General features: G+C 32.4%; 22 protein-coding genes. All 22 read right to left on the minus strand.

The genetic code is table 11. The annotated features are described in order from the left end of the window. Window position 1 precedes the first annotated feature (1 nt). A complete protein-coding gene (atpA, locus tag J2Z43_RS13530; RefSeq protein WP_209457649.1) occupies window positions 2–1,504 on the minus strand; it encodes a F0F1 ATP synthase subunit alpha in 1,503 nt (500 codons plus the stop codon). 16 nt (window positions 1,505–1,520) lie between these two features. Beyond that, window positions 1,521–2,063 (minus strand): F0F1 ATP synthase subunit delta, encoded by a 543-nt coding sequence (locus J2Z43_RS13535; RefSeq protein ID WP_209457650.1) that lies wholly within the window; start codon window positions 2,061–2,063, stop codon window positions 1,521–1,523. Continuing rightward, on the minus strand, window positions 2,060–2,560 hold the full coding sequence (atpF, locus tag J2Z43_RS13540) for a F0F1 ATP synthase subunit B (protein WP_209457651.1): 501 nt from the start codon (window positions 2,558–2,560) through the stop codon (window positions 2,060–2,062). Before atpF ends, J2Z43_RS13535 begins: the two co-directional genes overlap by 4 nt. Before the next feature lie 95 nt (window positions 2,561–2,655). After that, window positions 2,656–2,901, minus strand: a complete 246-nt coding sequence (gene atpE / locus J2Z43_RS13545) for an ATP synthase F0 subunit C (RefSeq protein WP_209457734.1) — start codon at window positions 2,899–2,901, stop codon at window positions 2,656–2,658. A gap of 72 nt (window positions 2,902–2,973) precedes the next feature. Next, on the minus strand, window positions 2,974–3,684 hold the full coding sequence (locus tag J2Z43_RS13550) for a F0F1 ATP synthase subunit A (RefSeq protein WP_209457652.1): 711 nt from the start codon (window positions 3,682–3,684) through the stop codon (window positions 2,974–2,976). After that, window positions 3,681–4,079 carry an ATP synthase subunit I gene (locus J2Z43_RS13555; RefSeq protein ID WP_209457653.1) on the minus strand — a complete coding sequence of 133 codons (399 nt, stop codon included), beginning with the start codon at window positions 4,077–4,079 and terminating at the stop codon, window positions 3,681–3,683. Before J2Z43_RS13555 ends, J2Z43_RS13550 begins: the two co-directional genes overlap by 4 nt. Window positions 4,080–4,083: 4 nt before the next feature. Beyond that, on the minus strand, window positions 4,084–4,308 hold the full coding sequence (locus tag J2Z43_RS13560; protein ID WP_209457654.1) for an AtpZ/AtpI family protein: 225 nt from the start codon (window positions 4,306–4,308) through the stop codon (window positions 4,084–4,086). Between the two features lie 188 nt (window positions 4,309–4,496). After that, on the minus strand, window positions 4,497–4,937 hold the full coding sequence (locus tag J2Z43_RS13565) for a deoxycytidylate deaminase (protein ID WP_209457655.1): 441 nt from the start codon (window positions 4,935–4,937) through the stop codon (window positions 4,497–4,499). Between the two features lie 222 nt (window positions 4,938–5,159). Then, window positions 5,160–5,975: a selenium-dependent molybdenum cofactor biosynthesis protein YqeB gene (yqeB, locus tag J2Z43_RS13570; RefSeq protein WP_209457656.1), complete on the minus strand. Its 816-nt coding sequence runs from the start codon at window positions 5,973–5,975 to the stop codon at window positions 5,160–5,162. A gap of 567 nt (window positions 5,976–6,542) precedes the next feature. Next, window positions 6,543–7,172 carry a uracil phosphoribosyltransferase gene (upp, locus tag J2Z43_RS13575; protein WP_027700960.1) on the minus strand — a complete coding sequence of 210 codons (630 nt, stop codon included), beginning with the start codon at window positions 7,170–7,172 and terminating at the stop codon, window positions 6,543–6,545. An 11-nt stretch (window positions 7,173–7,183) separates the two neighbouring features. Continuing rightward, complete coding sequence (rpiB, locus tag J2Z43_RS13580) at window positions 7,184–7,639, minus strand: ribose 5-phosphate isomerase B (RefSeq protein ID WP_209457657.1); 456 nt, start codon at window positions 7,637–7,639, stop codon at window positions 7,184–7,186. Window positions 7,640–7,656: 17 nt separating this feature from the next. Beyond that, on the minus strand, window positions 7,657–8,106 hold the full coding sequence (locus J2Z43_RS13585; RefSeq protein WP_209457658.1) for a low molecular weight protein arginine phosphatase: 450 nt from the start codon (window positions 8,104–8,106) through the stop codon (window positions 7,657–7,659). Window positions 8,107–8,108: 2 nt separating this feature from the next. Next, window positions 8,109–9,170, minus strand: coding sequence for an L-threonylcarbamoyladenylate synthase (locus J2Z43_RS13590; protein WP_209457659.1), 1,062 nt, complete (start codon window positions 9,168–9,170; stop codon window positions 8,109–8,111). A gap of 31 nt (window positions 9,171–9,201) precedes the next feature. Then, window positions 9,202–9,882: a ZIP family metal transporter gene (locus J2Z43_RS13595; RefSeq protein WP_209457660.1), complete on the minus strand. Its 681-nt coding sequence runs from the start codon at window positions 9,880–9,882 to the stop codon at window positions 9,202–9,204. Between the two features lie 119 nt (window positions 9,883–10,001). Then, window positions 10,002–11,066 carry a peptide chain release factor 1 gene (gene prfA / locus J2Z43_RS13600; RefSeq protein ID WP_027700955.1) on the minus strand — a complete coding sequence of 355 codons (1,065 nt, stop codon included), beginning with the start codon at window positions 11,064–11,066 and terminating at the stop codon, window positions 10,002–10,004. 43 nt (window positions 11,067–11,109) lie between these two features. Further along, window positions 11,110–12,072: a N5-glutamine methyltransferase family protein gene (locus J2Z43_RS13605; RefSeq protein ID WP_209457661.1), complete on the minus strand. Its 963-nt coding sequence runs from the start codon at window positions 12,070–12,072 to the stop codon at window positions 11,110–11,112. Next, window positions 12,069–12,989 carry a DUF1385 domain-containing protein gene (locus J2Z43_RS13610; protein WP_209457662.1) on the minus strand — a complete coding sequence of 307 codons (921 nt, stop codon included), beginning with the start codon at window positions 12,987–12,989 and terminating at the stop codon, window positions 12,069–12,071. Before J2Z43_RS13610 ends, J2Z43_RS13605 begins: the two co-directional genes overlap by 4 nt. A 114-nt stretch (window positions 12,990–13,103) precedes the next feature. Next, entirely contained in the window at window positions 13,104–13,304 is a 201-nt protein-coding gene (gene rpmE / locus J2Z43_RS13615; protein WP_027700952.1) for a 50S ribosomal protein L31, read from the minus strand. Window positions 13,305–13,500: 196 nt separating this feature from the next. Then, window positions 13,501–15,120 (minus strand): transcription termination factor Rho, encoded by a 1,620-nt coding sequence (gene rho, locus J2Z43_RS13620; protein ID WP_209457735.1) that lies wholly within the window; start codon window positions 15,118–15,120, stop codon window positions 13,501–13,503. A 400-nt stretch (window positions 15,121–15,520) separates the two neighbouring features. Beyond that, the gene (gene galU, locus J2Z43_RS13625; protein WP_209457736.1) at window positions 15,521–16,435 is read right to left on the minus strand and encodes a UTP--glucose-1-phosphate uridylyltransferase GalU; all 915 of its coding nucleotides are present in this window, start codon (window positions 16,433–16,435) and stop codon (window positions 15,521–15,523) included. 162 nt (window positions 16,436–16,597) lie between these two features. Further along, window positions 16,598–18,316, minus strand: coding sequence for an oligoendopeptidase F (gene pepF / locus J2Z43_RS13630; protein ID WP_408631526.1), 1,719 nt, complete (start codon window positions 18,314–18,316; stop codon window positions 16,598–16,600). Between the two features lie 554 nt (window positions 18,317–18,870). Next, window positions 18,871–21,243, minus strand: coding sequence for a stage II sporulation protein E (gene spoIIE, locus J2Z43_RS13635; protein WP_209457664.1), 2,373 nt, complete (start codon window positions 21,241–21,243; stop codon window positions 18,871–18,873). Between the last annotated feature and the right edge of the window lie 49 nt (window positions 21,244–21,292).

A 21,292-nucleotide genomic window follows, 5' to 3' on the forward strand; every position in this document is an offset into this window, starting at 1 on the left:
ATTACGCTTCAACAACAAATTTTCCTTTGAATTCATTTATTGCATCTGTTAATTTAGAAGCGAAGTCTTCTCCTGCTAATATTTGTGCTGATATCTCTGGATAATTGTCGTTTACGAATCTATATAATTCAGACTCAAATCTAGGTATCTCTTTTATTTCTATATTTTCTAGGAAATTGTTGATTACTGCATAAATTATCATAACTTGGTTTTCAACACTGATTGGTTTATGCTCATCTTGTTTTAAGATTTCAACAATTCTTTCCCCTTGAGCAAGTCTCTTTTTCGTATCTTCATCAAGATCAGATCCAAACTGAGAGAATGCTGCAAGCTCTCTATATTGTGAGTATGCAAGTTTTAATGTACCTGAAACTTTTTTCATTGCTTTAATCTGCGCAGCTCCTCCAACCCTTGATACTGATATACCAGGATCAACTGCTGGTCTAACTCCTGCGTAGAATAATTCAGGCTGTAAGTATATCTGACCATCTGTTATAGATATAACGTTAGTAGGGATATAAGCTGCTACGTCGCCTGCTTGAGTTTCTATGACTGGCAGTGCAGTCATTGACCCTCCACCTAATTCATCAGATAACTTAGCAGCTCTCTCTAGAAGTCTAGAGTGTAAGTAGAATACGTCTCCTGGATAAGCTTCACGACCTGGTGGTCTTCTAAGTAATAAAGACATTTCTCTATATGCAACTGCTTGCTTACTTAAGTCATCATATACTATAAGTACATGTTTACCATTGTACATAAATTCTTCACCCATTGCTGCTCCAGCATAAGGTGCTATATATTGCAGTGGTGCAGATTCAGAAGCTGTAGCTGATACAACTATCGTGTAATCCATTGCTCCACCTTTTTCTAGAGTACTAACAAGTTGTGCAACTGTAGAACGTTTTTGTCCTATTGCAACATAGATACATATAACATCTTTGTTCTTTTGGTTAAGTATAGTATCTATAACTATCGAAGATTTACCCGTTTGTCTATCCCCGATTATAAGCTCTCTTTGTCCCTTTCCTATAGGAATCATAGAGTCTATAGATTTGATACCAGTTTGAAGTGGCTCAAATACTGATTTTCTATCTATTATACCTGGTGCATCAGATTCAACTGGTCTAGTTTTTTCGTACTCAATATGTCCTTTACCATCTATAGGTTGACCTAGTGAGTTAACAACTCGACCTATTAGTCCGTTTCCAACAGGAACCTCAACTACTTTACCTGTTCTTTTGACAATGTCACCTTCTTTGATCCCATCATCATCACCTAGTATAACTGCACCTACAACCTCTTCTTCAAGGTTTAGTGCCATACCATATACTTCTCCTGGGAATTCTAATAGCTCTCCAGACATTGCTTTCTCTAATCCATAAACACTAGCAATACCGTCACCAACTGTTAGAACACTCCCTGTGTCTGTTAATTCAATTTTATTTTCATAGTCCTTTATCTGTTGCTTTATTATAGAACTTATCTCTTCAGGTTTTAAGTTCATGGGTTCACCGCCATTCTTAAGATATAACTTGAGATAGCTGATCTCTTAGATTACTCAAACGAGTTTTTACTGTTCCATCTATCTCTTCATTTCCAAGTCTAACTAGAACTCCTCCTAGTATAGTCTCATCAACTATATTCTCTAATACAACATTTTTATTGTATTTACTTGAAAGTTTAGTTTGAAGTTCATTTAATTCAGTCTCGCTCATTGCGATAGCACTAATTGCTTTACCTTCAAGTATATTATTTTTTTCATTCATTAACTCTTTATAAGAATCCCTTATTTCATCCAAACAGACTACTCTATCTTTATCTACGACAATCTTTAAAAAGTTTTTTACATTGTTGCTTATTTGTTCAGAAAAAACTATGTTTAGTAAATTCTTTTTTTCTTGCTTAGCTACTAAAGGCGATCTCAAAGCTTTTTTTAACTCATCACTAGAATTAATCGCTTCTAGAACTTCGTTAAGTTCCTTGTACAATATATTAGATGAGTTTTCTTCTTCACCTATTTGAAATAGGGCTTCAGCATATCTACTAGCTACTACATTTATCATTTAGCTTCCCCTACCTCATTAATAAAGTTATTTATAAGCTCTTCATGTTTCGCTTTATCTATATCTTGTTTGATAACTTTAGCCGCCGCAAGTAATGCTATGTCAGATACACTTGACTTAATATCATTCATAGCTTTTTGTTTTTCTTTTACTATTTCTTCATTAGCTTTTTCTTTTATATGTGCTGCTTCTTGTTTTGCTTCATTTACCAATTCTTCAGACTTACTTTCAGCTCTAAGTTTAGCTTGTTTGATGATTTCTTGACCTTCTCTTTTAGCAAGTCCAACTTTTTCTTCATACGCTTTTTTAAGTGCTAAACCTTCAGCTTTATTTCTTTCGCCTTCTTCCATATCGGCCTTGATTTCACTTTCTCTCGCGTTTACTATTTTCATAACTGGTTTGTATAAAAGCTTTTTAATTATCCAAAATATGAGGATTGTATTCGCAATCTGGAATGCAAGCTCATATGTTATAGATACTAATGGCTTAAGTTCCATTATAAGCCTCCTTCCTTCAATTTTATTCTCAATTGTATTTAATTAAATATAATTGATCAAATTGTCATTTACTAATCATAATTAATATATTTTTTTTATAACCATGGGTTAGCAAATATAAGGATTATAGCTATAACTAGACCATAGATAGCTGAAGACTCTGCTATAGCATCTCCAAGTAATAGACCTGACATTATGTCACCTTTTGCTTCTGGTTGATTTGCAATTGCCTCTGCTGCTTTACCAGCTGCAAAACCTTGACCTATACCTGCTCCTATACCAGTTAAAACCGCTAAACCTGCTCCTATAGATGTTCCTGCTATTGCTATCGCTCTTGCCATTTCTAATTTTTCCATGATAATTTCCTCCTTAAATTTGTACATTTTATAATTTTATTTAAATAGTATTTCTTCTTAGTCTGCATCCGTTTGGATACTCACAAATATCATTGTTAACATTAAGAATATAAATGCCTGTAAAGCACCTGCAAATATATCAAAATATAAATTTAGCGGCACTGGTATTATTAATTGTGCAAATGGAATTGTAACCCCAGGTATCAATTCTGAAATATATGCTAATAATTTCATAACTAATCCCATTATAATAGTTCCTCCCATTATATTACCAAATGGACGGAAACTCAATGATATTGGTCTTGCTATTTCTCCAACTAAGTTTATAGGTAAAAATACTGGGAATGGATCCAAAAAACCTTTAAGGTAAGATGGCCCTTGGCTTTTGAATGCTACGTAGTACAACATAAATATTGTTATTGATGTCCACGCTAAAGTTGTGTCCAGATCTATTGTTGGTGATCTGAGACCTGCAAGTCCCGCAAAGTTTGAGAGTATAAAGAATAAAAACAATCCGCCTAAATATGGAACCATATCCGGTAGTAATTTTAAAGATTTCTCTCCCATTGTAGTTCTTACAAATGCATCAAATTTTGTTACAACAAACTCCAAAAATATTTGAGTTTTGCTTGTTGGTACTTCTTTAAGATTTCTTGTAAGTAGATAAGAGATAACTGCAATAAATGCTATTATTACCCAACTGGCAATTACAGTCTCGCTTAATCTAAAATCACCTATCTGCAAAATATATCTTGCTTGAATATTCACGCTTTGCTCCTCCTTTCTTTAATTTTATCTATAAATAAGTTCTTAGTTAGTATAACAAATTGAGTGCTAGTTAACCCAAGCGCTGTCCCAAATACATTTAAATGAGGAGCTCTAGCTGAGGCTACAAGTACTATTGCGTATATAGCCATCCTAGTCCCAAACCCTGATAAGATTAGAAGTTGGGGTTTTTTTGATGAGCCCCCTCCAAAAGTTCTATCAATCTTTATTGCAGATAATCTAAAACTTAATATTGCTATGAGGCTACCAAATATCAAACCTAAAAATAGCTGCTTACTAAACAAGGATACAACCACTGAAAGCACAGTTATTACGATATCATAGATTACTATGCCTTTGGTTATTTCTCTAACTTTTTCAAGTAACTTGACGTCCAAAATATCACTTCCTTTTTGTGAATACTATTAAAGTTTTATATGAGCTACTAAATGCTCCTCCAATACCTAACAATAAAAATATTATTGTAAGTATTGGGCTAGTATTAAACTTAGCATCTAAATATCTACCTACTAAAGTACATCCTACTATACATACCACAATAGTCAAGCCAAGCTGACTAATTAAAGATAAAGCTCTTAAAATTTCTCTACGTTTTTTTCCATCCATAGTAATGCTACCTTTCCACTATAGGGAGTATCTAAAACTAATATAAATACCCAAATAAATTATCTTATTATAGAACATAATTTAGTTTTTTTCAAGTTTAAAAATAATTGTAGACTATTTTAAAAACTTTAAAATTTAATCCTGTAAGTTAATACAATATTTAAAGCTATATAGTTAAAAAACTAAATTTAGTTAAACTTGATAAGCTCTACGCCTGCTTCTTCTAGTAATTCTGTGGATAGATCATCCGGGTAATCACCTTTGTATATAATCTTTCTCACACCTGCATTTATGCACATCTTAGCACATAGAATACACGGTTTAGTAGTTACGTACATTATAGAATCTTTAATACTTATTCCATGATATGAAGCTTGCACTATAGCATTTTGTTCTGCGTGAAGTGCTATGCACAGTTCATGACCTTGACCAGAGGGTATATTCATTTGTGCTTTGGGACAACCTCTTGTATCACAATGCCCTATCCCCTTTGGAGCACCATTGTATCCTGTAGTTAGTATTTGTTTTTCTTTAACTATTACAGCCCCTACCTGCCTTCTCGTACAAGTAGATCTTGTCTTAACTACTTCTGCTATCTCCATAAAATATTCGTCCCATGATGGCCTCACGTATATTCAACTCCCTTATTGATTTATTATGTTATGAACATTCTAACTAATATCTTTTTATTCATATTCATTTAAACTAATAATAAATATTATAACACCTTCAAAGAATTTGAGTATACTTTTTATATCTAATTAATTGATATTTTGATAATTTATTTTAATATTATCTAATAATTGATATTTTTTGACATGCTTTAACTAAATAAGATAGCCTTAATACCCTTAATACGGCAGCACTTTACTTCTTAGAACAGCCTCTAAAACTCCTCCTGCTATACATCTTCCTTTATCAGAAATAGTAAATGAATTATTTACTTCTTCTATTCTTGGATCTATATCCAAAATTTTCAGTTTATTCTTCGCGTATAACCCATCTTTTAATAGACCTCTTAAAACTCCGCTTATCGTCGCTCTAATTTCGTGCTTCTCACCAGTCTCTTCATCTCTAATATAACAAATGATTTGGTCTTTTTCTACAACATCTCCAATTTTGGAAACGTTTTCAATTCTGCCTTCGCAGCCAGCGTACACAACTCTTTCCTTTGTGATTCCTGCAATCGAACCAGGAGCCCCTGTATTCGGCATTGCATATCCATCGGTTATTATTCTACCTAAGTTATGACCCCTCATAGTTTCTACTACCATATCAACATCTTTTCCTGCACAAAATCCTGGTCCAAGTGCTATTGTAGTAGGCGCCATCGATTTGTCAGTACCTACATTATACTTTGCAATGATCGCATCTACAAGTACATCTGGTTGAATTTTCGCTAATGTTTGACAATTTGGGTCGATTATAAGTGGAACTTTATCATCATCTAACACACTTTCAATCTCATCTAAATCATTACATAGCTTACATTTAACACCTTCAACCTCTACTTCGCCTTCATATACAGCCTCACAAAAAGAAACTTGCCTACGTATTGCCAGTGGTTTCTCAATTTCTAAAGCAATTACTTTATAGCCACTTTTGTGTAACTTATGAATAACTGCAGTTGATAAATCTCCTGCACCTCTTACTACTATACGGCTCATCTATTCACCTCTATTAATTCAATTCATCAAGTATCAAAACTTAAAGTTTACTTTTGTTAATATATTATTTATCTTCTTATTATACAAGCAAATAATATGCCAACTTTTTCTACTTATCGTATCTAAAAAATACCCGACAAATACTTGCTTTCATTGACACTTCATAAGGATTGCTGTCGAATAATTTCTCATATCAAGAATTTTATCGTTTTGATAAATTTTTTTTGAGAATTATTCGTTCTTTTTATACATTTATTTCAAATATTATATTCTTTACTCTTATATAAATCAACTAAATTTGTGTTAAAAATATATTAATTTTTCGCCCAAATATTTCTAAAAACAATAAATTTAGATATATTGATAAAAAAGTGGTTTTTTAGTTAAATATAAGCATAATACAGAGGTATATTTAAATTGATTTAAGGTATACTCAAACAACAAAATTTCTCTTCCAAACAATAAAAAAGCTGTATTAAATGAGTTTAAACTCAATTTAATATAGCTTTTATAAAAATAATAATATTTGTTACTTACAACACCTCAAGGGCTTACCCAATGATCTGTTTACTTAGTACCAAATAATCTATCCCCAGCATCACCTAAACCAGGAACTATATAACCGTGGTCATTTAACTTTTCATCAATTGAAGCTATATATATATCAACATCTGGATGATATTTATGAACTTCTGCAATTCCCTCTGGTGCAGCAACTAAGTTTACTAATTTTATAGTCTTAGCTCCGTAACCTTTAAGTACATCTATTGCTGCAACTGCTGAACCACCTGTAGCTAACATTGGATCTACTACTAGCAATTCTCTTGAACCTATATCTTCTGGTAACTTGCAGTAGTACTCAACTGGCTTTAAAGTCTCTGGGTCTCTGTAAAGACCAACATGTCCAACTTTTGCTGCTGGGATTAGGTTTACTAGTCCATCTACCATTCCAAGACCTGCTCTAAGTATTGGTATTATTGCTAATTTTTTTCCTGATAATACTTTTGACTTTGTTCTTCCCATAGGAGTCTCAATTTCAACTTCACTTAACTGCATGTCCTTTGTTATTTCATATCCCATTAACATTGTTATCTCTGTTAATAGCTCTCTGAAATCTTTTGATCCTGTGTCTTTTTCTCTCATAAACGTTAATTTGTGTTGAATTAATGGATGATTCGTTTCTGTTACTTTTCCCATCTTTATTCCTCCTATTTTTTGTTATATTTTTCTTCTATTGATTTGATTATATTGACTCTCTTATCATGTCTTCCGCCTTCAAATTCTGTTTCTATCCAAGCGTCTACTATTTCAAGAGCTAGTCCTCTACCAAGTACTCTTTCTCCTAATGACAGCATATTAGCGTCATTGTGAGCTTTTGACATCTTTGCTGAGAATGTATCTGATACTACTGCACATCTAATTCCAGGAACTTTATTCGCAGCAAGAGATATCCCTATACCAGTACCACAGCATAGTATACCATAATCTATGTCTTTTGAAACTACTGCTTCAGCAACTTTTTCTCCATAAATAGGGTAATCTACTGAATCAACATCATTTTTTGTTCCAAAATCTACACATTCTATTCCTTTTTTCTCTAAGTGAGCTATTATATCTTTTTTTAAATTATAGCCACCATGATCACTTCCAATTCCAATTTTCACTTTTCGACCTCCATAAATTATATTTTTTCTACTATTTTATCTACTGATTCTTTAATTTCATTGTATGTATTTCTGTATGTTTCTAAATCTCCACCAAATGGGTCTGAAATATCTCTTTCTCCAAGATCTGCAAATTCTCTAAAAGTATAAACTTTATTTGCACAATTAGGAACGGCTTGTACTAAAAAATTCTTATGAGTCCTAGTCATAGTTAAAACCAGATCTGATTTATTTAAAAGTTCCTCTGTCAATTCAATGCTGTTGTGATCTGATAAATCAATATTGTTTTCTTTTAAAATCTGTATCGAGTTTCCTGAAGCCTTCATTCCATTTGCTGTAGACAACCCTGCAGAGTATACATTGTAACATTTTATATTTTTGCCAGAATCTTTGATCGCTTCTTTTAATAGTCTCTCTGCCATAGGGCTTCTGCATGTGTTACCTGTACATACTACTAATATATTCAAATTTAACACTCCTTTTTAGCATCTATTATTTTGTATCCTGCAGATTTTAGAAGTCTATTCATTATAGCTCTTCCAACTCCGTCTGTAGGAAAATTCTCTGAATATATTTTATCTACTTTTAGCTTGTCCATCTCTATAAGTGAATCAAATAAATGGCTAGCAACCTCTTCAAGAGTGTCTCCAAGTCCGATAACTACACCATCGTAGTATTCTTTTCTATAATTTACACACATTACCCCTGAAGTTAAACCAGCTTCCTTATTCAATTTTACCATATTATTTATCTTATTAACCACATCTTTTTTATCTCCAGACACAATAAATACTTCTGCATTCGGAGAATAATGTGTATACTTCATACCCGGTGCTTTTGCTTTTATATTATCTGACTTTTTATTTAACGATGGATCGATTTCAACTTGTCCAAGTTCTTTTTCTAGATCTTCTTTAGTAATACTACCAGGTCTAAGGATCATCGGTATGTCAGAAGTTAAATCTATCACTGTTGACTCCAGCCCAAAGTTACAATCGTCCGCAGCAAGTATCCCAGAAACTCTACCAGTCATCTCATCAATTACGTGCTTAGCCTTTGTCGGAGACGGTCTACCTGATATATTTGCAGAAGGAGCTGCTATAGGCACTCCAGCCTCTTTTATTATCTCTCGTGCTATTTTATGTGATGGCATTCTAATCGCTACAGTATCTAGACCTCCGCTAGTCCTACTTGGTACTATATCCTTCTTTTTTAGTATCATAGTTATTGGACCAGGCCAAAATTTTTCCATCACAATCTTTGCATTTTCGGTAACTTCTGATGCAAGATCGTAGATTTCGCGCTTATCGTATATATGAACTATAAGAGGGTTATCACTCGGTCTACCCTTTGCCTCATATATCTTTGACACTGCATTTTCATCAAGTGCATTTGCCCCTAGGCCGTAAACAGTCTCTGTAGGAAATATTACCGTTTCTCCTTCCCTTAAGAGCTCTGCAAACTCTTTTATCTTTTGTTTATCTATTTCATCTATATTGTCTATATTTATTTCATATATAGTCGTCTTCATCTTTTGCATACCTACCTTATCAATTATAGTTTTAGATATAACCTACGATCAATGTTCCAATTAAAAAGCCTACTACACAGTACATACTTCGCGACTTTGGAAATATTTCCTCTAATACTACATATATCATCGTTCCGGCTGCCAATGCTAAAAATACGCCTAAAAGAGAGCTAAATATTCCGGCAAAGTATACTCCTAGAAAACTTCCTATCCCCATAGGTATACCTGCTATCAATGTAAAAAGTATTACCTTGCTGATCTTCATTTTACTTCCAATAAGCCCCAGAGCCATAGCTAATCCCTCTGGAATATTGTGTAGTCCTATTACTATTGCAAGCGTTATACCCAACTTCTCTGTTGACACAAATGAAGAGCCTATTGCAAGTCCCTCTGGAAGGTTGTGCATGAGTATACTTATAAAAATCAAGTAGCCCGACCTCATATCTCCAGAAAAATGAAGCTTTGTTTTTATGTACATAGTTATAATAGCACCTATGAATGTGAATACAACAGTACCCAAGATTCCCATAGCATCCATCGATTCTCTCATTAAATCGAAAACCACTACTGCCAACATTATCCCGCCAGATAGGCCCATGAAGAAATTTATATATTTGTCTACTTTTTTTCTAAATAAGACGGAAATTAATCCACCCATTCCTGTTCCTACAACACCGGCGATCAAACCGATCATAGTCACCTTTAGTATCATGTTATCCCCCCTGTATATAAAAAGTATATACCTAAAAAAGAGATAACATGCCTTTCTACAAAAAAAGTTGTCTCAAAATCCGAATTAATTCTTAGATTGAGACAACTCTTTAATTTCTATTATATTGCCGTCATTTTTTCTGTTTGATCAACAGTAATTAAAGCATCTATCATTTCATCTATATCGCCATCTAAAAATGAATCCAGCTTGTATAAAGTTAAGTTTATTCTGTGATCACTTATTCTTCCTTGAGGGAAGTTGTAAGTTCTGATTCTCTCAGATCTATCTCCAGTACCAACTTGACTCTTTCTCTCTGCTGCTATATCTTTGTTCTGCTCTGCTAAAGCTTTGTCGTAAAGTCTAGCTTTTAATATCTTTAATGCTTGCTCTTTATTTTTTAATTGTGATTTTCCATCTTGACATGAAACAACTTCACCTGTTGGTATATGTGTAACCCTAACAGCTGAATCCGTAGTGTTGACACTCTGTCCACCATTTCCTGATGAACGGAAAACGTCTACTCTTATGTCATTTGGGTTGATATCTACTTCAACATCACCAACTTCTGGTAAAACCGCAACCGTAGCTGTTGATGTATGGATTCTTCCGCCTGATTCTGTAGAAGGTATTCTTTGAACTCTGTGAACTCCAGACTCGTATTTAAGTCTTGAATATGCACCCTTCCCTTTTATCATAAATGAAACTTCCTTGTATCCACCGACACCAGTATCGTTCGAACTAAGTAACTCCATCTTCCATCTTCTTCTCTCTGCATATCTAGAATACATTCTGAAAAGATCTCCTGCAAATAAAGCTGCTTCATCTCCACCAGCTCCACCTCTTACCTCGACAATAACGTTTTTATCGTCGTTAGGATCTTTTGGAAGTAGCAGGATTTTTATTTCATTCTCAATTGGCTCAACTTTTTCTTCATTTTCTGAAAGTTCCATCTTAGCCAATTCTCTCATTTCTTCATCCGATTCTTCTTGTAAAATTTCTTTTGATTCATTTATATTATTTAAAACATCTTTGTACTCTCTATATTTCATTATTATTGGTTCTAAATCCGAGTGCTCTTTTACGTATTTCTGCCAAGTTTTTTGATCGTTTATTATATCAGGATCTCCAATTTTTTCGCTCAAATCCCTATACGTATCTTCTAATACTTCTAATTTTTTTAGCATAATCCTCACCTCTTTAATCGTAACTTCTCAGTCTTTTATTTTATCATAAATTAAATCCTATAACAACTCTATCGATTGATTGTAGATCTTTCTTTATGTATATTTTTTTAAATCCTTCATCTTTAAGTATGTTTGACACTTCTTCAGCTTGATCATAACCGACTTCATAAGCTAACATACCACCATGTTTAAGATATTTTTTAGACTCTCTAGTTATATCTCTATAAAAGTTTAATCCATCCAATCCCCCATCTAATGCTAAATGTGGTTCAAAGTCCTTTACCTGCTTTTGCAGAGTATCCATATCGGCCCTTCTAATATATGGTGGATTTGAAACTACAATGTCAAACTTTAACTCCTCTTTTTCTATAGCTGAGAACATATTTGACTTTTTAAAACTAACTCTATCTATAACGCCGTTGTTTACAGCATTTATTTCTCCTATTTTAAGTGCAGTGTCCGATATATCAAGTGATAATACTGTACTACTTTCTAAATACTTGGCTAGGCTTACAGTTATAGCTCCTGATCCAGTACCTATCTCTACTATTTTTAATTCTTCATTTATATCTTTTTTAAAATTACTACTTAATCTTTCTTTCTCTTGTACTATTGAAGCATCTTTACTATCTTCATTGTCCTTGCTATCTTCTACAAATACTGGTACACTTCCTTGTTTGTTGTATACATTTATTATCTCTTCAACTAAAATTTCTGTATCTGGTCTTGGGATTAACACACCTTCTTCAACGTGAAAATCCAGTCCCATAAACTCTCTGTTGTTTAAAATGTAGGCTATAGGTCTACCCTTCAACCTATCTTCAAACATTTTTTCAAAATACTCCTGTTTATCCTTATCTAATTCTCGATCTATATTCATGTGTATGTATATTCGATCTACATCACTCAATGCTTTACAGAGCATCATATCTACATCTAATCTAGGTGTATCACTTATATCTACTAATTTATCTGAGTATATTTTAATTAAATCCCTTATAATCATAATATCTCCCTTTTTTCATCATTCAATACAGTTTTTAAAGACTCTAAAGCAACCTCAAGCTGATCGTCGTCAGGATCTTTTGTCGTAAAGTATTGAAGCATCATTCCTGGATACGCAACTATTCTTGTAATCTTGTTGTCGTACTTACCAAGCATCCTAATAATCTCATATGCTATACCCGAAACTACCGGAATACATATAATTCTCACGCCTATTCTCACAAGAGGATTTGGCCAACCAAAGAAAGAAAAAAGTATTATAGATGTAGCCATAACTATAAATAGAAAGTTGGTTCCACATCTTGGATGCAATCTTTTGTACTTTCTAGCATTTTCTACAGTCAATTCTTCGTCATTTTCATAGCAGTGAATTGATTTGTGTTCTGCACCATGATACTGGAACACCCTCTCAATATCCTCGCTTTTAGAAACCAATACTATATATGTAAATAAAATACATATTCTTATCATTCCCTCAATAAGGTTTAATATAATATTATTTTTTATAAAACTTGCGAAAAGTCCACCTGTAAGCGTTGGTATAAGCACAAATAAACCAACTGACAATACCATAGCGATCGCCATTGATAAAAATATTATCACTTCATTTGCTTTATCTTTAAATATTTTCTTTATAAAAATATCAAACTTATCCTCTTCCTCTCCTTCTTCTCCTAAAAATACTTCTGAAGAATAGTTCAAGCTCTTTACGCCTTCTATCATTGTCTCTATCATAATCAAACCACCTCTTAAAAAAGGTACTTTGTCTAATTTTCTATCTCTTACCCAGCTTTCAATATCTTCTTTTTTTATGGCGATATTTCCATCTGTCTTCCTTACTGCAATCGCTCTATGTTCTTTAGATTGCATCATGACACCTTCGATGACAGCTTGACCACCAACTGATTGTTTTTTCATATTCCACCCCTTAAATACATCTTAAATAAATAACTTATATGAATTTTAACATATTTAACCGATTTTGGGTAATAAAATAGGAGTTGGTACGTTCCAACTCCACTTTTATAACATTTAGTCCATATTGAATCTCTTTTTGAACTTGTCGATTCTTCCACCTTTTTCCACATTCTTTTGCTTACCTGTGTAGAATGGATGGCACTCTGAACAAATTTCAACTTTTATTTCGTCCTTAGTTGAACCAGCAATAAAAGTGTTTCCACAAGCACAGTGTACTTCAACTGGATTGTAATTTGGTTGTATTTCTTTTTGCACTAGAATCACCTCTCTCTTTATTTAAACATTAAATTTAACTTTTTAGTTTTTTTCTACATTAACAACTACACCATTATAGCACAAGTTATTATGGCATTCAAGAACATTTTGTTCCAATAATTCTAACTTATGTCTAATATTTATCATAATTAATATAAGACTATTGAATGCTTATTTGATTTTGTAAATTTATCAGTTATATTGACTTACTTGATTTTATAAACTCATCATTGTTTTTAGTTCTCTTCAACAACTCAATCATTTTATCTGTAATTTCAAGAATAGAATTGTTGCTCATCTCTCTTCTAAGCTTCCACAGAACAGACTTTTCTTCCTCAGAAAGAAGTAAGTCTTCTCTTCTTGTACCTGATTTATATATATCTACTGCTGGGAATATTCTCTTCTCAGCTAGCTTTCTATCTAAGTGAAGCTCCATATTACCAGTTCCCTTAAATTCCTCAAATATAAGGTCATCCATTCTAGATCCAGTCTCAACTAGAGCTGTTCCTAAGATAGTAAGAGAACCACCTTGTCTTATATTTCTTGCTGCTCCAAAGAACTTTTTAGGACCGTAAAGCGCCCCTGGATCTAAACCTCCAGATAGTGTTCTTCCAGTTGGAGATATGGTTAGATTATAAGCTCTAGCAAGTCTAGTTATACTATCCAAAAGAATAACTACATCTTTTCCGTGCTCGACCAATCTCTGAGCTCTATTCAATACCATCTCAGCAACTTTAACATGATGGCTTGATGCCTGATCAAACGTAGAGTAAATTACCTCTCCATCTATTGATTCCTTCATGTCTGTAACTTCCTCAGGTCTTTCGTCTATTAACAAAACAATTAGATCTACATCTGGATAGTTTCTTGATATGCTATTAGCAACGCTCTTTAGAAGTACGGTTTTACCGGCTTTTGGAGGTGCAACAATAAGTCCTCTCTGTCCTTTACCTATTGGAGATATTAAATCTATCATTCTTGTGGCTATTTCACTTTGATTCTTTTCAAGCGATAATCTCTCTTCTGGGTATATTGGTGTTAACAGCTCGAAGTTTACTCTCTTTATTGCAGTATCTGGATTTTCATCATTTATTTTTTGTACATATAAAAGTGCTCTAAATTTCTCTCCACTCTTAGGATGTCTTGTGATACCCTTTACCTTATCGCCTGTCTTCATATTAAATCTTCTAATTTGAGACGGAGATACGTAGACATCACCTTCAGTTGATAAGTAATTTGAACCCCTTAAAAATCCAAATCCATCTTGTAGTATCTCTAATACGCCTACTACTTCATCTTCTTTGGATGTATTAAATTCATCTACTATTTTTGATTCCTCAACTTGTTTAGGCATGTAATTTACCTTTCCGTTGTTGAAATTTGATCGATTTGATCTCGGTACACATTTTTCAACTCTACTATTTGAATCGTTTCTATTATTTACATCATTTCTACTTGTATTCTCATTCTTCCCATTTATGTCTTTATTTACTATAACCCTATTAACAACTTCTTTATTGTTTACTTCATTCCTATTTTTGTTTACGTTCCCATTTGAGTTATCTCTTTCAACACTAACAGACTTATTGTTTGTTTCCTTTATAGTGTTCTTTACTATTTTAGCTTCTTTCTTTTCCACTGAAACATTTATATTCGCTTCCGATTTTGCATTATTATCTTCTTCTTTTTCTTGCATTGTTTTCTGTATAAGATCGATTAGCTCTCCCTTTTTGTACTTACTAACAGATTTTATATTAAGTTCTTTTGCAACTAATCTAAGCTCAGACAGTGTTTTAGTATCTAGCTTAGGTTGCATTTCAATATCTATACTCAAGATAATCCTCCCTATCTTTTTTTATTTATAAACTTTAAGTTTGAAAATTTTATTAGAAATTTCAGGCATGAAAAAGAAAAGTTGTGTTTAGATGATTAACTCCTATAATATCACTATTTATATATTATGGTCAATAAGCAAGATTTAATACCAATCATTGGAACTATAGATAAAAAAAATAGATAAATACAATTTTTGTATTTATCTATTAAATAAACTTGTTTTGCTTTTTTACAATATGCCAGCTACCATACTTAGTACAGCCGTTATACTAGAAAGTACTAATACGCCTACAATTCCAAGAGCTATTATTTTGTTCGTCTTTTTTTGTTTTTTTGTAGTCATTTTTACTCACCCTCTATTTTGCTAAAATTATGTTAAATTATTTTCCGTTTTTAACATTCTCTATTTTATCGTTCTGCTCGTGATTTTTGCAAACTAATTTTAAGTAGTCTATGAAGTCTTCTTTAAGATCATCTTTCTTTAAAGCAAAATCTACTGTAGCTTGTAAAAATCCTAATTTATCTCCAACATCGTATCTTCTACCTTCAAAATTATATGCGTACATAGCTTCCTTTTGAGATAATACTTTTAAAGCATCTGTAAGTTGAATCTCACCACCCTTACCTGGTGGTAAGTCTTTAAGTATTCCAAATATCTCAGGAGTGATTATATATCTTCCAAGAATTGCTATATCAGAAGGAGCTTTGTCTGGGTTTGGTTTTTCAACTAAATCCCTAACCTTGTAAACTCTGTCTTCTATATGTTTTGCTGATATTATACCGTATTTATTTGTATCTTCGTGTTTTACTTGCTGTACACCGAGTATAGTTGTTCTATACTCTTCATATGCACACATAAGCTGTTCTAGACAAGGAACATCATTGTCAACGATATCATCTCCAAGCATAACAGCAAATGGTTCATTTCCTATAAAGTGTCTTGCACAGTAAATTGCATCTCCAAGCCCATTTGGTTCTTTCTGTCTTATGTAATGTATATCTATCATATTAGAAATATTTTGAACAACTTCCAATAGCTCTGTCTTACCCTTTTGCTCTAATTCTAGCTCTAGCTCTACAGATTTGTCGAAATGATCTTCTATAGATTTCTTATTTCTACCTGTAATTATAAGAATTTCTTCTATGCCTGATGCTACAGCTTCTTCTATTATATATTGTAAAGTTGGCTTATCAACTATTGGTAACATCTCTTTTGGTTGCGCTTTTGTCGCTGGTAAGAACCTTGTCCCAAGTCCAGCAGCAGGAATTACCGCCTTTTTAACTTTCATTTTCATCAATTCAGTCCTCTCCTAATTCGTAGTAATTTAATTTATTAAACTATCGATCAATATACTGCAACTATTAAAAAACTAAAAGTGCAATAGACTATTTGCAGTAATTGCCTATTGCACTTTTAATATATTGTAACACTAATTTGATCTATTTTCTATTTAATATTAAATTATTTTTTCGAGTTCATCCACCAAACTATTGAATTTATTAATGGTGTTCTCTATTGGTTTAGTATTCGATAAGTTAACTCCATGTTTTTTTAATAAATTTATAGGATAATCAGATCCTCCCTCTTTTAAGAAGCTAACGTAATTATCTGGACCGTTTTTTAGTATATCTTGTGCAAATGTAACGCCTGCACTACATCCAGTTGCATATTTATACACATAGAAACTGTTGTAAAAGTGCGGTATTCTAGCCCAACCAACTTTTGATAATTGGTCTAACTCATAATCTTTTCCGTAGTATTTTTGTAGCAGACCTCCCCATAAATCATTTAGTACTGCAGTATTTACATTTTTTCCTTTCTCCATCATTACATGTATTTCTTTTTCAAATTCTGCGTACATTGTTTGTGTATACAATGTACTTTTTATAAGATCCAAGTACTGAGTTATATAGTACGCCTTTTCTTCGTTATTTTTAGCATTTCGAATATACTTCTCATAAAGTAATGCTTCATTGGTTGTCGAAGCTACCTCATGAGTAAATATAGACGGACTAGAGTTGTAGTAACTTTGGTTTTGTGACGCCATGAACTCGTACACTGCATGTCCCAATTCGTGTGTTAACGTTGAAACAGCATTTATCGAGTTGTTGTAATTTAATAGTATATAAGGGTGGTTTCCGTAAACTGATAGACAGTATCCACCACTGACTTTATTTTTTCCAGAATAAACATCTATCCAATTTTCATTAAAAGCCTTGTATAAAATATCACTATACTCTTTACCTAGAGGAGCTAAAGTAGAGTAAACTATACCTTGAGCCTTATCGTAGGCTATGTCTTCATTTAGACCCTTAGCCATTGGCACATTCATATCGTAAGTATGCACTTTATCCACTTTTAAAGCTTTTTTTCTAAGTGATGTATATTTATGAAGACCTTCCATATTATTATTTACCACTGTTATTAAATTGTTGTATACCTTTTCATCTATATCATCCGATTTTAAATACATCTCTAGAGATGAATCGTATCCCCTGGCATCCGCATAAAATATATTTTTCTTAACTTGACCCGTTAATAATCCTGAAAGGGTATTTAAATTTTCATTGTATGAATTAAATTCTTTTTGATAAGCCTTTTTTCTGACTTCTCTATCATTTGACTCCATTTTAGTTGCATATTCGGCGGGAGTCATATCCGTTTTCTTATCCATATTATTAAAAAGCTCGTAAACATTTCCTGGGAGACTTGTGATAAACGACGCTTTGTTTAAAATACTCTCCGACTTATCATCTAAATAATAAAATTTATTTCTTCTTACTTCCTTCAAGTAAGTTCCGTACTTTTTATTTATTTTCTTATTTGATATTATTTTCTTATAGTCTTTATTTGGTATTTTTAATATTTCAAGTTCCAATTTTGAACATATACCAGAGTAATCACTCGCCACTTTATTTAATTCTTCATTCATATCAATGTACTTATAATCATTTTTATTTATATCTTGTTTTAGTTTTGGATACGCACAGAGCTTGTCAAACCTCATATCTAGCTTTTCTTTTATTCCTAAAGCAAATGATAAATGCGTTTGGGACTTAGCAGCTTTTCCTATGTAATTTTTAAGCTCCTTAGTATCCTTTTTAAAACTATTCAGTTCTTTTTTCCATTGTTCATCACTTTTATACAATGAATTTAGATTCCAACTGACTCTCATACTGTTAGTATTATCTTCTACTTTATCAGAAGCATTTTTATTATCATTTTTGGTTTCATCTTCATTGTTTTTCATAGCTTCTATTCTATTTTCAGTTTTCTGATTATGCTTAAAACTATTTTCAATACTAAATAATGCCATACAAAAAACACATATAACTAAAGGTATCATTTTTTTAAACAAACTTTTACTCATAATAAGCCATCCTTTCAATCTGTCTAGTTAATACTTAGGATGGCTTTTTTTTGATAAATTATTCAATTATGTAAGTATATTTAGTACATATTATTTATACAATAAATCTATATAATACATAGATATTTTTCCAATTATCCACAGCATCTATATATTATCAACAGTTAGGAATACGCTTTCTTCAGTATAATTTTCGCTATTTTTAAATATTTTTTTCGAATTAATATACTTTATTAACATATATATACAACTTATCCACATTTTTTCGTAGTTATCAACCATTTTCTGTGCATAACTCGCGAAACACTTAATAAGACAGGATTTTTTTATCCACATTTTATCAACATCAATAAAACAAATTATTTTAAGCATATTTTTGTAACTAAAACAGTCATATCGTCTTCAATTTGATTTGGCTGAAGTTCTAGAGCTCTATCTAAAATCATATTGGAAATTTTTTTAGTATTTGTTGATTTTATACTGTCTAAGAAATATATCATCCAATTGTCTCCAAGATCTTTATTTATTCCAGAGTCAACTATTCCATCTGATACCATAATAACAAAGTCTCCATCATTCACCTTTGCATTTTTTCTATCCAATTTTACATCTGAAAGTATTCCGACAGGTAGCGATGAGGAAGATATAAGGTCAATGTCTCCATTGCTCCTCTTAATATAAGTTGAACAAGCTCCCATTTTTATTGTATCTAGAGACCCACGTCTAAGGTCAACTATGCCCAGATCTAAGGTCGAAAACATTTCATCAGATGATTTTAGCATCAACATATTATTAATCGTGTCTATAACTATCTCATCTTCAATTTTTGCATCTATCATTTTTTCTAAAATGTCTATTGTAGCTGATGATTCTTCATAGGCTTTTTTCCCCTTTCCCATTCCATCACTTATCGCCATCATATACTTGCCATCATTAATTTCCATAAATGTATAATTGTCACCACAAAGAATATGTCCATCTCTAGACATCGCAGATACTTCAGTCATAGCTTTAAATTTTTGTGCTTTTACAAATGTAGCCTTACATTTATCCCCAATAGAGTTACAACCCACCTTTCTAGCGGATAATTCTTCCCCTACAATATCTGTAAGAGCGCTTTTAATCTTCTCTTCACACATCCTTCCATTCGCACATGTAACTTTCTCTACCTCGATTTCAAACTCATTATTTGATTTAGTTATGTAGTTTACTTTTTCTACATCCACCCCATATCTCTGTAAATTATCGTAAATACTCTTTTCCTTCTCCAGATCAAGCATTATATTATTTTCTAAGTCCAGAGAAAGAGATTCTATCGACTTAGATATACTTCTGATTTGATTTGCTATTAATCTTCTATTTTCCGAAAATTTAGTACTCCATTCGTAATCTAATACAAATAGTCTATAGTAGTAATTTGCCATTTTTACTATAGATTCTGGTTTCATACACTCCTTCCTAAAATTCTCTGGTATTTCTTTAATTGACAACTCCCCTATATCTTCAATTTCTTCGAGTATATTGTATATCATAGTGTAAGTATGATTAAATCTGGTCTCCCAACACATCCTCTTCATACTACACACTCTACATTCATCATTATGTATCATATCTATTACACTCGCTATATCCCTTTGATCGAGCACTCTGTCTTTTTCTCTAATTCTATCAAAAGTATTCGCAAGGTCGCTGTATGTTTTATAAATATTATTTAGTCTGTTTTTAGTTAGATCTTTGCTCCTCATAATGTAGTCATTTACTACATCATTTGAAGCTACATTGCTTTTAATTAGTTTTTCAACCTTTGTAAAGACTTTATCAGGTATGAGTATAACCACTAAACATGCAATCAAAATATCTCTGAGCTGCGTTAGATTCGAAGAAATTCCTGTGCTGTAGGTGTATATTATCATCCAACTTAGAATATATCCTAATATACACAAAAATCTATTTATCTTATTAAAAGCTCCACTAATAAGCCCTGCAAAAGAATATATCCCCATATATACTGCAGACGTTAGATTATTTATCATAAATGCGATACCTACAACTACACCACAACTAGCTCCCATAGTTGCTCCGCCGATAATAGCTGTCATAAGCACTACTATAGTAGATAAAACAATCCTCATTGAAATACCAAAAATCGCGACTTCTCCTAGCCCCATTATAGTAAAAGTTGATAATAAACTTATGGATATAGCCTCTTCAGGACGCACCGAAAGCCGATTCTTTATATTTGTTATCAAGTCCACCCCATATGAAAATGTATATATAGATATAAATAAAACTATACTTTCAGTAAAAGCCATTAGAATTTGAAAAGTTGTATTGCCAGAAAACAGTCCTTGTCCAACCGAGATGGGTAAAACCATCCCGGCACCCACGAGAGCAAGCAACGGGGTGCTCTCAATCTTTTTAAGTCTACTGCTTAATAACATAAATAAAGTTAAGCATACACAATATTTAGCAATAAACAATGTACTATTTGCCGAAAGGATTGTCCCAAAAATGGTTGAAGCAAAAACTGGAACCTTATATCTATCCCATTTGACCATGCAAACAAAAAAAGCTATCCCGAGTGGAGCTATCGACTCCACAAGTATCGATCTACTAAGTAAAAATCCCATTATCATAAATGATATCGTTGTTAAATTAATATATTTCCCCACAATCTTATAATTACTAGTTTTTAAATAATTTTTTTCTAGAACCGCAGCACTTCTTTGCATTTCTAAAACCCCCTCATTTGTTTATATCAAGAGTTTACCAAAATGAAAG

It is taken from the genome of Metaclostridioides mangenotii (assembly GCF_017873185.1).
In the GTDB taxonomy this organism is placed as follows: Bacteria; Bacillota; Clostridia; order Peptostreptococcales; family Peptostreptococcaceae; genus Metaclostridioides; species Metaclostridioides mangenotii.